This window comes from Streptomyces sp. NBC_01352 (assembly GCF_036237295.1).
GTDB lineage: Bacteria > Actinomycetota > Actinomycetes > Streptomycetales > Streptomycetaceae > Streptomyces > Streptomyces plumbiresistens.
In genome coordinates, this window is sequence record NZ_CP108354.1 from 7285543 (window position 1) to 7297514 (window position 11972).

9 protein-coding genes and 1 pseudogene are annotated in these 11972 nt (G+C 70.7%); 4 read left to right on the forward strand and 6 right to left on the reverse strand.

The window, feature by feature from the left end; all coding sequences use genetic code 11:
* Positions 1 to 21: 21 nt before the first annotated feature.
* Together OG252_RS33835 and OG252_RS33840 are read right to left on the reverse strand one after the other, a co-directional pair.
* Complete coding sequence (locus tag OG252_RS33835) at positions 22 to 1959, reverse strand: amylo-alpha-1,6-glucosidase (RefSeq protein ID WP_329340891.1); 1938 nt, start codon at positions 1957 to 1959, stop codon at positions 22 to 24.
* Positions 1956 to 3470: an MGH1-like glycoside hydrolase domain-containing protein gene (locus OG252_RS33840; RefSeq protein ID WP_443068443.1), complete on the reverse strand. Its 1515-nt coding sequence runs from the start codon at positions 3468 to 3470 to the stop codon at positions 1956 to 1958. The genes OG252_RS33835 and OG252_RS33840 overlap by 4 nt, the downstream gene beginning before the upstream one ends.
* Before the next feature lie 119 nt (positions 3471 to 3589).
* On the opposite strand from OG252_RS33840, the gene OG252_RS33845 reads away from it, so the two are divergent.
* Entirely contained in the window at positions 3590 to 4816 is a 1227-nt protein-coding gene (locus tag OG252_RS33845; protein ID WP_266439786.1) for an ROK family protein, read from the forward strand.
* Positions 4817 to 5221: 405 nt separating this feature from the next.
* Complete coding sequence (gene ppdK / locus OG252_RS33850) at positions 5222 to 7969, forward strand: pyruvate, phosphate dikinase (protein ID WP_266439787.1); 2748 nt, start codon at positions 5222 to 5224, stop codon at positions 7967 to 7969.
* A 207-nt stretch (positions 7970 to 8176) separates the two neighbouring features.
* Here ppdK and OG252_RS33855 read toward each other — a convergent pair whose 3' ends face one another.
* A complete protein-coding gene (locus OG252_RS33855; protein ID WP_329340893.1) occupies positions 8177 to 8593 on the reverse strand; it encodes a TIGR03668 family PPOX class F420-dependent oxidoreductase in 417 nt (138 codons plus the stop codon).
* A 121-nt stretch (positions 8594 to 8714) separates the two neighbouring features.
* On the opposite strand from OG252_RS33855, the gene OG252_RS33860 reads away from it, so the two are divergent.
* Both OG252_RS33860 and OG252_RS33865 read left to right on the forward strand, forming a co-directional pair.
* Positions 8715 to 9194 carry a hypothetical protein gene (locus OG252_RS33860; RefSeq protein ID WP_329340895.1) on the forward strand — a complete coding sequence of 160 codons (480 nt, stop codon included), beginning with the start codon at positions 8715 to 8717 and terminating at the stop codon, positions 9192 to 9194.
* A complete protein-coding gene (locus tag OG252_RS33865; RefSeq protein WP_329340897.1) occupies positions 9191 to 9436 on the forward strand; it encodes a hypothetical protein in 246 nt (81 codons plus the stop codon). The genes OG252_RS33860 and OG252_RS33865 overlap by 4 nt, the downstream gene beginning before the upstream one ends.
* 185 nt (positions 9437 to 9621) lie before the next feature.
* Here the strand turns inward: OG252_RS33865 and OG252_RS33870 are convergent.
* The 3 genes and pseudogenes from OG252_RS33870 to OG252_RS33880 form a co-directional block, all read right to left on the reverse strand.
* A pseudogene (locus OG252_RS33870) lies at positions 9622 to 10064 on the reverse strand (excalibur calcium-binding domain-containing protein).
* A 29-nt stretch (positions 10065 to 10093) separates the two neighbouring features.
* Positions 10094 to 10519 (reverse strand): LAETG motif-containing sortase-dependent surface protein, encoded by a 426-nt coding sequence (locus tag OG252_RS33875; RefSeq protein ID WP_266448538.1) that lies wholly within the window; start codon positions 10517 to 10519, stop codon positions 10094 to 10096.
* A gap of 241 nt (positions 10520 to 10760) precedes the next feature.
* On the reverse strand, positions 10761 to 11921 hold the full coding sequence (locus OG252_RS33880) for an alkaline phosphatase PhoX (RefSeq protein WP_329340899.1): 1161 nt from the start codon (positions 11919 to 11921) through the stop codon (positions 10761 to 10763).
* Positions 11922 to 11972 lie beyond the last annotated feature (51 nt).

Sequence of the window (11972 nt, forward strand, 5' to 3'; positions counted from 1 at the left end):
CAAACACCGGGCAAACTCCCGCTACGCGCCCCCGACCGCCGTCAGCAGCGCGAGCGGCGCCGCCGCCGACCGCGACTCCCGCACACACGCGTGCGGGTACGGCACCGGCTCCGCGTGCGTGTCGCGACCGTAGCCCGCGAGGACCTCCGGCAGCCGGTGCCCGGTCGCCGTCGCCGCGTCGACCAGGCCGTGGGCCACCGTACGGGCCTCGTCGTGCAGGCCGTAGCGGGCCAGGCCCAGCGTGATCAGCGCGTTGTCGTGCGGCCACACCGAACCGCGGTGGTACGACAGCGGGTGGTACGCCGGCTGCCCGGCGGCCAGCGTGCGCACGCCCCAGCCGGAGAAGAAGTCGGGTTCGAGCAGGCGCCGGCCGACGACCTCGCCGTACTCCTTGTCCAGGAGCCCCGACCACAGCAGATGCCCGGCGTCCGAGGCCAGCGCGTCCACCTGGTTGCCCTCGCCGTCCAGCGCGAGGGCGGGGAAGGAGTGCTCCGGCATCCAGAAGTCGCGCTGGAAGCGGTCGCGCAGATCGGCGGCGGCCTGCTCCAGCAGGGCCGCGTAGACCTTGTCGTCCCACGCCGTGCGCGCCAGCCAGGCGGTGCGGCGCAGCGCGTCGTACGCGTACCCCTGGGCCCCCGCCGCCATCACCGGGCCGCTCGCGCGGGTGCCGTCGGCCGAGCAGATGGCGCCGGGGGAGTCCTTCCAGTTCTGGTTGGCGAGGCCGCCCTGGTCGGCGCGGTAGACCAGGTAGCCGCGCGAGGTCAGCCCGCCGTGGTCCAGCATCCAGCCGATCGCCGCACGGGCGTGGGGCTGCAGTCGGCGGGCCAGCTCCGCGTCCCCGGTGTGCTCGACGTACGCGCCGAGCAGCACGAGGAACAGCGGGGTGGCGTCGACCGAGCCGTAGTAACGGCCGTACGGCACCTGCCCGAAGTGCGCCAGCTCGCCGTGCCGCACCTCGTGCACGATCTTGCCGGGCTGGGAGACCGACTCCGGGCCGGTCTCCGTCGCCTGTGCCGCGGCCAGCGCCAGCAGCGTGGCGGCGGCCGGGCGGGGCCGGTAGGGCAGCGCGAACATCGAGGTCAGCAGGGCGTCCCGGCCCAGCAACGTCAGGAACCAGGGGGCACCCGCCGCCGGTACGCGCAGCTCCTCGCCGTCCGGACCGGTCGCCGGCACCTGGAGCGAGGCGAGGTCGGCGAGCCCGCGCGCACAGGCCGCCGCCAGCTCCGGCCAGCCGGTCGGGAAGGCCACACCCTCGACGAACTCGCCCTCCAGGGCAAGGAGTTGGTCGTTCAGCGCGGCCGGGGAGCGCGGTACCCGCAGGGTCCGCCTGTCGCCGTGCGGCCGGGCCATCACGCGCAGCATCAGCTCGGCCGTGCCGTGGGGTTCCAGATCCAGGGTCCATACGAGGCGCCGGGCGCCGGTGCCGGTCTCCTCCACGCCCTCCGGGACGGGCTCGGCCGTCACCGTCGTACAGGAGCGCCACTCACCGCGCTGGTAGGCGAACTCCACGCCGCCGTCCAGGATCTGGCGGGAACGGGTCGCTCCTATCTTGGCGTACGTACGGTGGTCGGAGCGCAGTTCGAACTGGTCGGTGAAGTCGGCGTCCGCGGTCACCGCGAGCCGGACCGTGGTCGGCACCGGGCGGTTGCTGGTCACCCGCAGGGACTCGACGAACGAGCCGTCGCCGACGGCCTGTTCCCGGAAGAGCGTGTACGCGGGCGGCTCCTGGCGTCCGCCGCGCGGTACGAGCACACAGCGCGCGGTGTCCCCGTCGGCGACCGGCGACAGCGCCTCCGGCACCGCGCCGTCGACGGTGAGCTGCCACCGGCTGAGGTGCCGGGCGTCCCGTACGAACAACCCGTCCGGGGAACTGCCGCCCCGTACGCCGCTGATGTCCCCGCCGTCGCCCACAGCGGCGAACGTCCCGCCGTGCACGAGCAGATGATGCCGGTCCGTCATCCCCGGTCCCCTCCCCTGTCACTCATCTCGAACGTCCGGATGCCCGTGGGGGACATGTCGTCTCCCGGGCCGTTGTGCAGCAGGTCGAGCGTGAGCGCGGCGGTCCAGCTGAAGCCGGTCGCCCCGCAGGCCTCGCCGGTGTACGGGTCGACGTACTCCGCGAAGTCGGACGTGCCGGCGGTGTCCAGGACGGCCTGGCGCAGTGCGTCGGCCCGCTCCTGTTCGCCGTGCGTGCGCAGCCCGCGCTCCACCAGCCAGCTCGTGTTGAACCAGGCCGGGCCGCGCCAGTAGCGGTGCGGGTCGAAGGCCTCGCCGAGCAGGTCGTAGCTCGGGACCAGGCGGGTCGAGTCGCCGAGTCCGAAGTGCGCCCCGCCCAGCGTGCGGACGAGCGCGTCCGTGATCTTCTGCGGCAGGCCGGGCAGCAGCAGCGGAACGAGCCCGGAGACACTGCGCTCGCGGATCAGCTCCCCGCCCCGCACGTCCCGGCAGAAGAACATCTCCTCCGCCGGGTCCCACAGCCGCTCGATCAGCGCCGCCGTCAGCCGCTCGGCCCGCGCGTGCCGGGCCGTCCCCGTGGCCCCGAGTTCCTGCGCGATCCGCGCGAGGGCGTGCTCGGAGGCGATGAGCAGGGCGTTGAACGCGGGGTCCTCCACCGCGAAGTCACTGGTGCCGTCGGCGTATCCGGCGTCCCGGTAGTCGGTCGCCAGCCGCACGTACCGCCCGTAGTCCAGATCCGTCGGCCGGTCCTCGGGGGCGCCGTGGTCCAGGTCGGCGCGGCGGAAGGAACGGGCCGGGGCCGGTGTGATCCTGCTCAGCGGGGCGTCCCAGCAGGGGCTGTTGTCCATACCCTGTTCCCAGGGGTGCACGACGGACGCCAGCGACCCTCCGCCCAGGTCCCGCCGGTGCAGCAGATACCGGTGCCAGGCCGCGAGCCGCGGATACACCTGGGCGAGGAAGCCGCGCGCCCGCGACAGTCCCGGGTCGGCGCAGTGCACCAGCCACGCGGCCAGCGCGTGCACCGGTGGCTGCACGATGCCCGAGGTCTGTACGGTGCGCGGGGCGCCCGCGGCGTGCCCCGCGGTCGAGGAGCGCCAGAAGTCGGGGCTCGGGAAGTACGCGTCGAGGGGGACGGAGGGGTTGAAGACGATGTGCGGGATCCGCCCGTCCTCCCACTGGCCGCTCAGCAGCGTCTCCAGCTCCGTCTGCGCCCGCAGCGGCGACAGGTGGCGCAGGCCGATCGCGATGAAGGCCGAGTCCCAGGACCACTGGTGCGGATACAGGCCGTGCGAGGGCACGGTGGAGGTGCCGGTCCAGTTGCCTTCGAGGACGCGGGCGGCCCTGACGTGCAGGGAACGGGGCACCGGGACGGAATGTTTCGGGACCGCCGGATCGTATGCAACGGCCTCGGATCCCGGCACCTCACCGTGTCCGGAAAAGGGTGGTGAGGAAATGGTGCGTACGGGGGTCAAGTGCCCGGTGTTGCGGGCGGTGAGCTGCGTTGCGCGATCCACTCAAGGCTCCCCGAAGACGTACTGCCGACCAGTTCGACAGTGGCTACCGTAGGGTTACGTCTATTTAACACGCAAAACTCAATATGTAATGCACGCTTGAGAAACACAAGGGGGTGCGCATGACCGGACGACCCGGCAGGACCGGCAGGGCGGGAAGTCAGGCGAGCGCCGGAGATCTGCTCGAACTGGTGCGCAGCGGCCGCGCCACCACCCGTGGTGCCCTGCAGCACGCCACCGGTCTGTCCCGCGCCACCGTCGGCCAGCGCCTGGACCGCCTCTTCCGCGCGGGCTGGCTGCGCGAGGGCGCCGGCGGCCCCGTCGACTCACCGCTGGGCGGCCGCCCCTCCATCACCCTCGAATTCGACGACGCCCACGCGGTGGTCCTCTCCGCCGACCTGGACACGCGGCACGCGCGCGCCGCCGTACTGACCCTCACCGGCGAGATCCTCGCCGAGCACTCGGGCGTCCTGGTCATCGAGGACGGCCCGGACGCCGTACTCGGCGAACTCGGCCGCTGGTTCGCCGAACTCCTGGAGAAGGCCGGCCACCGGACGGACGAGGTCTGCGGCATCGGCCTCGCGGTACCCGGCCCGGTCGACACCGACACCGGCCGGGTCGTCCAACCGCCGATCATGCCCGGCTGGGACGGCTACGACATAAGAGGCCGCCTGGCGAGGGCCTTCACCGAGCACTCTGGCGCCGGACCGCTGCCGGTCCTGGTCGACAACGACGCCAACCTCATGGCGTACGGCGAACAGCGCACGGCCTACCCGGACTGCTCGGCCTTCGTGCTGGTCAAGGTGTCCACGGGCATCGGCGCCGGCGTCGTGGTCGACGGCTCGGTCTACCGCGGCATCGACGGCGGCGCGGGCGACCTCGGCCACATCCGGGTCCCGGCGGGCGCCGACGCGCTGTGCCGCTGCGGTTCCTACGGCTGTCTCGCCGCCGTCGCCAGTGGAGGCGCCGTGGCCCGGCTGCTGGCGGAGGCCGGGGTGCCGGCGGCGTCCGGCTCGGACGTGCGGGACCTGCTGGCGTCCGGGCACCCGGAGGCGGCGGCGCTCGCGCGGGACGCGGGGCGGCAGGTCGGGGACGTCCTGGCGACCGTCGTCACGCTCCTGAACCCCGGCGTTCTGATGATCGCGGGGGATTTGGCCGGAACCCCCTTCCTCACGGGCGTACGGGAGCTGCTGTACCAGCGGGCACTGCCGCGCTCCACCGCTCATCTGGACGTCGTCACCTCGCGGCTGGGGGAGCGGGCGGGGCTGGTCGGGGCCGGGGCGATGGTCGTGGAGTACCTGTACGCGCCGGAGCGGGTGGAGGAACGGCTGGCGGCGTTGGGGGTGTGACCACTGCGTTTCCGTCCGAATACGTGTCCGCATGGTGAAATTCCGGCGTCTGTGGCAGCGTGATTATCGCCACCCTTGATGAGGGTTGCGCTCAGATGAGCGGATCGTGATCGACTGCACTTCTCCAAGGGGTGGCACTCAGTGCCACCCCTTGATCGTTCATCGATCGAAAACAGAGGGGCTTTCGTGCGCTCATCTGAGCTGAATTTTCGAAATGTGAGCGCGCATTCGTTCAAGAAGTGAAAACATCAGCCTGTCTCCGCTTGCCAAGCTTTGACTTTCGATCCGGTGGCGGACGAGTGGTTACAGGCGCATGACGCGCAAGTGGACGTACCCAGGCGCCTTCGATCTGGGTATGTTCCTGGCCGTCAGGGCAGCCACCGCGTCCTCGAGGAGTCGAGACCCGTGTCGGAAAACAAAGATCCCCAGGTAGCTGAGCACGGCACCAGCGTTGAGGGCGTGAAGTTCGTTTACGACTTCACCGAGGGCAACAAGGAGCTCAAGGACCTCCTCGGCGGCAAGGGCGCGAACCTCGCCGAGATGACCAACCTGGGCCTTCCGGTGCCTCCGGGCTTCACGATCACCACCGAGGCCTGCAAGGTCTACCTCGACAGCGGCGAGGAGCCGGCGGCACTGCGTGACGAGGTGAGTGCGCACCTCGACGCGCTGGAGCAGCGCATGGGCAAGAAGCTCGGCCAGCCCGACGACCCGCTGCTCGTCTCGGTCCGCTCCGGCGCCAAGTTCTCCATGCCCGGCATGATGGACACGGTCCTGAACATCGGCCTCTCCGACAAGTCCGTCCAGGGCCTCGCCAAGCAGGCCGGCGACGAGCGCTTCGCCTGGGACTCCTACCGCCGCCTCATCCAGATGTTCGGCAAGACCGTCCTCGGCGTCGAGGGCGAGCTCTTCGAGGACGCGCTGGAGGCCGCCAAGACCGCCAAGAAGGTCACGGTCGACACCGAGCTGGAAGCCGCGGACCTCAAGAAGCTGGTCACCAAGTTCAAGCGCATCGTCAAGGCCGAGGCCGGCCGGGACTTCCCGCAGGACCCGCGCGAGCAGATGGACCTCGCCATCCACGCGGTCTTCGACTCCTGGAACACCGACCGCGCCAAGCTCTACCGCCGCCAGGAACGCATCCCGGGCGACCTGGGCACCGCGGTCAACGTCTGCTCGATGGTGTTCGGCAACCTGGGCCCGGACTCGGGCACCGGCGTCGCCTTCACCCGCGACCCGGCCAGCGGCCACCAGGGCGTGTACGGCGACTACCTCCAGAACGCCCAGGGCGAGGACGTCGTGGCGGGCATCCGCAACACCGTCCCCCTGGCCGAGCTGGAGACGATCGACAAGAAGTCGTACGACCAGCTCATGCAGATCATGGAGACGCTGGAGAACCACTACAAGGACCTCTGCGACATCGAGTTCACCATCGAGCGCGGTCAGCTGTGGATGCTCCAGACCCGCGTCGGCAAGCGCACGGCGGGAGCGGCGTTCCGCATCGCCACGCAGCTCGTCGACCAGGGCCTGATCGACGAGGCCGAGGCGCTCCAGCGCGTGACGGGCGCCCAGCTCGCGCAGCTGATGTTCCCGCGCTTCGACGAGGACGCGAAGGTGGAGAAGGTCGGCCGGGGCATCGCGGCCTCGCCGGGCGCGGCGGTCGGCAAGGCCGTCTTCGACTCGTACACCGCGGTGAAGTGGTCGCGCTCGGGCGAGAAGGTCATCCTGGTCCGCCGCGAGACCAACCCGGACGACCTCGACGGCATGATCGCGGCGGAGGGCATCCTGACCTCGCGGGGCGGCAAGACGTCCCACGCGGCGGTCGTGGCGCGCGGCATGGGCAAGACGTGCGTGTGCGGCGCGGAGGAACTGGAAGTCGACACCAAGCGGCGTCGGATGACGGTGCCGGGCGGGCACGTGGTGGAGGAGGGCGACCTGATCTCCATCGACGGGTCGTCGGGCAAGGTCTACCTGGGCGAGGTACCGGTCGTCCCGTCCCCGGTGGTGGAGTACTTCGAAGGCCGGATGCACGCGGGCGCCAACGACGCCGACGAACTGGTCGAGGCCGTGCACCGGATCATGGCGTTCGCCGACCGCAAGCGCCGCCTGAGGGTGCGTGCCAACGCGGACAACGCCGAGGACGCGATGCGCGCCCGTCGCTTCGGCGCCCAGGGCATCGGCCTGTGCCGTACCGAGCACATGTTCCTCGGCGACCGCCGTGAGCTGGTCGAGCGGCTCATCCTGGCCGATACGGAGGCCGAGCGCGAGGAGTCGCTGAAGGCGCTGCTCCCCCTCCAGAAGAAGGACTTCGTGGAGCTGTTCTCGGCGATGGACGGCCTTCCGGTGACGGTACGGCTGCTGGACCCGCCGCTGCACGAGTTCCTGCCGGACATCACGGAGCTGTCGGTCCGCGTGGCGCTGGCCGAGTCCCGCCAGGAGCCGCACGAGAACGAACTGCGGCTGCTCCAGGCCGTCCACCGCCTGCACGAGCAGAACCCGATGCTGGGCCTGCGGGGCGTGCGCCTGGGCCTGGTGATCCCCGGCCTCTTCACCATGCAGGTACGGGCGATCGCCGAGGCCGCGGCCGAACGCAAGGCCGCGAAGGGCGACCCGCGCGCGGAGATCATGATCCCGCTCGTCGGCACGGTCCAGGAACTGGAGATCGTCCGCGAGGAGGCCGACCAGGTGGTGGCCGAGGTCGAGGCCGCCACGGGCACCTCACTGAAGCTGGCGATCGGCACCATGATCGAACTGCCGCGCGCCGCCCTGACCGCCGGTCAGATCGCCGAGGCCGCGGAGTTCTTCTCCTTCGGCACGAACGACCTGACCCAGACGGTGTGGGGCTTCAGCCGGGACGACGTGGAGGCCTCGTTCTTCACGGCGTACCTGGAGAAGGGCATCTTCGGCGTCTCCCCCTTCGAGACGATCGACAAGGACGGCGTCGGCTCGCTGGTGAAGCTGGCCGTGGAGGCGGGCCGCGCGACGCGCCCCGACCTGAAGCTCGGCGTCTGCGGCGAGCACGGCGGCGACCCCGAGTCCGTCCACTTCTTCCACGAGGTGGGCCTCGACTACGTCTCCTGCTCGCCGTTCCGGATCCCGGTGGCGCGGCTGGAGGCGGGGCGGGCGGCTTCGCAGTCGGCGGGAAGTGATCACCGGTAGGGCTTGCGGGCACCGGCCTCACGGCCACTGAACCCCGGGACCGCCGGCCGTCCCCGACCGACCCTCACCGATGGGCGGCGGTTCCGGATCACGAAGAGAGGGCGGCACCCTGTGCGGGGGTGCCGCCCTTTCGGTACGTCAGTCCCTCGGCCTGGGCTGTCGGCCAAGTGACAGCTGACGAAGGGACGAACACGTCGTGCCTCTGGGCTATGCGAAGGCCCAGCCGCTCCACTGCTCCACCCGAACGGCGACCACGGGGCCCTTGGGAGGGGAGTCCTTGTACTGCTCGTACTTGTCGCACAGCAATCCCACCGCGCGATCCCGCTCCTGGCCCTCCTCCAGTACGTCGCCGTGTCCGTCGGCGCGAGCCCACCACAGCGTGAACCAGTCCTCGTCGTAGTGGTCCACAAGGACAGCCACCGAGGAGTTCTCCCTGATGTTGCGCAATCGCCGAAGATCCCAGGTGCTCTTGGGCTTGTGGTCGATCGCGAAGTACAGGACGTCGTTCAGGACGATGAAGGTCACCGGAACGACGTGAGGCACGCCGTGGGCGTCGGCTGTCGCCAGCCTGGCGACGGGCGACGCGGCGAAGCGTTCGCGGGCTACGAGCTGCGAGAGCTTCATGCGTTCCACGGTAGCGAGGCTCGGAGACCGGGAACGCAGCGGTGTGCGTGACCGATCGGCTGCTCTGCGCCCCTCTTGTGGGTGATGGCGGCGGGGTGAGTTTCGAAGTAGTTTCAAAGTTGTGAGTACTGAGAATGCTGCCGTGAACTTCTCCGAGCTGGTGAACAAGAACAAGCAGACGCTTGCCCGGCTCAAGGAGTCGCCGAGACTGCTCCTGCATCGCAGAGACGGCGAGGATCTGGTCCTTACCACCGCGGCGCGGGCCGAGCAGGACCAGACCGTGGTGTCGGCCGCCACCCGGATGCTGGCCGCGATGGCGCGCCGGGAGCCCGGAAGCACGGAACTGCTCCTCGACATACTGCCGGACGCGTTCCCTTGGGTCCGTTTCCTTCCCGAGCCCGATCTCCATGCTTTCGCGGTCGAACTGGTCGACACCATGCGCGCCGCCGACTCGATCGGCAACAGCGCGGCCGTCGCCCAGATGCTCATCGCCTGGCAGCACACCGCAGAGGTCCACTCCGACCCCGAACTGCTCACCGCTCTGACCAAGGACCACGGCGAGGACTACGGGCCGGTGCCGGACCCACGGGACGTCGCATGACCGCGGGTCGCGGCGACCGCGCCGCACCACCGGCGTCAGACGGCCACTGGGAAGTCCGCTTCGCTGACGCGGCCTCGGCCAAAGGCTGGGACAGCCTCACCCAACAGGCCCGGGAGAACACCTACCGCGCCTGGATCACCATGAGCACCGGCCCCGGACCGGCCACCGAGACGTCCCGGCACCACCGGCTCAAGGGCAGCTTGGCGCACGGCACCCACCGCGGACAGACCTGCGAGCAGTAGGCAGATCGAGGTGACCGGCGGCGGCCGCATCTGGTACCTCCTGGACGCAGCCCGGGACACCTGCTGGATCACCTTCGTGGGCACGGGGCACCCACGAGCCACGGATCGCCGCTGAACAGGTACGGCGGCTGCTTGAACACCGACATCCGCTTCCCCGGCCTCCTCGACGCCTACCTATCGACGGCTCAGGTGTCGCAGGCCACGCCGTCGTTGTCGCGGTCGAGGTGGGAGGCGTGGCCGGGTTCGCCGCGGCGGATGGGGCGGCGCCGGCGGCTCGGACCGCGGTGCAGTTCTCGTAGTAGACGTCCGTGTCCGCCTCGGAGGAACCGGCGTCGCCCCCTGCCGCCGGCTGCGCTTTGACCGTTCTGGTGACGTCGACCTTGACCTTGACCGTTTCCGTGGCCGTGACGGTGGCCGCAGGCTCCGGTTCGGCCGTCTCCTGCGCGGTGGCCGTTGCCGTCACGGTGACCGTCGGCTGCGGTTCGGCGGCGGCGGGCTTCGCGTCGGTCGACGTCGTGGTGTCGCCGCTGCCGATGCCTACACCGATGAAGAGGGCCAGCGCGAGGGCGGGCAGTACGTACCGCTTCCGGGCCCACTTGGGGGCGGGGCCGGAAGCGGTCGGCGGCATCGGCTGGGTCGGGTGGTTGTACGGGCTGCTCAGTGGTTGGCGCGGCGCCTGCGGGTGGCCGCCACCAGGGCGCCGCCGGCGAGGAGGATGGTGGAGCCCCCGGCCAAGAGGTACGGGGTGCTGTCGTCGCCCCCGGTCTCGGCCAGGTCCGGGTCCTGCGCCGTGCCATCGGCGGACGTGTCCTCGGCCGGAGCGGCCGCGCCCTCCTCGGCTCCCTCGTCCTCGGCGGGGACGAAGTCGCCGGGCGGCTGGTCGCAGCCGACGCCGTCCCCGTCGCGGTCCAGGTGGGAACCGTAGTGCTCGTCGTCCTCGGGGATGTCCGAGTACCCGCTGGCGTACGCCTCGCTGCAGTTCTTGAACGGGTGAGTGCCGTCGTGAGCCGCGGCGGTGGACGGGAGGGCGGCCAGTGCCAGCGCGGCGACGGCGATGGCGCCGGGCTTGCGGAACAGGTTCACGGAGGGGCCTTCCAGGTTCGGGTTCAGGTTCATGGGGATATCCGCTTGTCTGAGCGCTTGTGATCCAAAAGGTGCGATCAGCCGGATATGAAGTGACGAACCTAGTGAGGGGCCACTGGTGTGGTGGAGATATGGAGGACCCGTGATGCGAACGTGACGTGACCGGACGGTAGCTCTCCGCATGCGATCCGCCGGCCCAGGTCGCCGGGCGCACCCTCGGGGCGCCCGGCGACTCGGCGCGCTAGGCCCGGAACGGGCCCTTCACCTCGTACGTGATCCCGCCCGACGAACTCCCGCTCGTCCCCCGCTGGCTGGAGAAGTACAGCCGCGTGCCGTCCGGGGAGAAGGCCGGGCCCGTTATCTCCGAGCCCGACTGGCCGTCGATGCGGAGGAACGGGGCGATCACGTCGGCCGGGGTGATGACGCAGATCTCCATGTTGCCGCCGTCCTCCGCGACGAAGAGGTCGCCCGAGGTGGCGCCGGTGATGTTGTCGACGCCCGTGAGCGGGGCGGTGCCGCCTGTCACCAGGGAGTCGTCGTACGCCAGCTCGTAGGTGTTGGTCGTCAGGTTGAGCTGCCAGACGCGGTTGTCGCCCTTCGTGGTGAACCAGACCGTGTCGTTGGCGTAGTAGCAGCCCTCGCCGCCGTTGAAGGACTTCGAGCCGGAGACCTGGGTGCGGGTCGTGGTGGGGGAGCCGTCCGGGTCGGGGACGTTCGCCCAGGTGAAGGAGCCCGACGTGGCGGTGCCGGCGACCATGACCTGGAGGGTGCCGGAGGAGAGGTTGCCCCAGGTCGTCGGTACGAAGCGGTAGAAGCGGCCGTTCGTCTCGTCCTCGGTCAGGTAGATCACCCTGCGCACCGGGTCCGCGGCGGCCGCCTCGTGCTTGAAGCGGCCCATCGCGTCCCGGCGGGTGGCCGACTGGACGCCCCAGGGGTCCGTCTCGTAGACGTAGCCCAGTGACACCTCCTCGCAGGACAGCCAGGTGTTCCACGGGGTCTTGCCGCCCGCACAGTTCTGGCGGGTGCTGGACAGGATCCGGTACGCCGACGTGATCGCGCCCGTCGACGAGAACTTCACCGCGCTCGCGCCGCCCGACGGGTTGATCTCCGAGTTGGACACGTAGATCCAGCCGGTGCCGTCCGTGTAACAGGCGCCGCCGTCGGGGGCGTTGTGCCAGGTGTACGACGTTCCGGTGACCGTCTGGCCGGAGCGGGCGATGACCCGGCTGGTGAAGCCGCTGGGGAGTCTGATGCCGTTGGCGTCGGGGGAGCCGAGCGCTCCGTAGGGGCCGGCTCCGGGCTGGGCGGGCGCGGCGTAGGCGGCGCCTCGCCACAGGGTTCCGCCGAGGGCGGCGGAGGACCCGCCGAGGACGGCCGCACGCAGGAGGGTACGACGTTCCACGCTTGCTCCAAGGGTGTGTCGTGACCGGCCCGCCACCGGTCGGCGGCGGGG

Coding starts and splice junctions, on each gene's coding strand:
- OG252_RS33835 (WP_329340891.1), bottom strand. CDS start 1,959: ATGACGGACCGGCATCATCTGCTCGTGCACGGCGGGACGTTCGCCGCT.
- OG252_RS33845 (WP_266439786.1), top strand. CDS start 3,590: ATGACCGGACGACCCGGCAGGACCGGCAGGGCGGGAAGTCAGGCGAGC.
- OG252_RS33855 (WP_329340893.1), bottom strand. CDS start 8,593: ATGAAGCTCTCGCAGCTCGTAGCCCGCGAACGCTTCGCCGCGTCGCCC.
- OG252_RS33865 (WP_329340897.1), top strand. CDS start 9,191: ATGACCGCGGGTCGCGGCGACCGCGCCGCACCACCGGCGTCAGACGGC.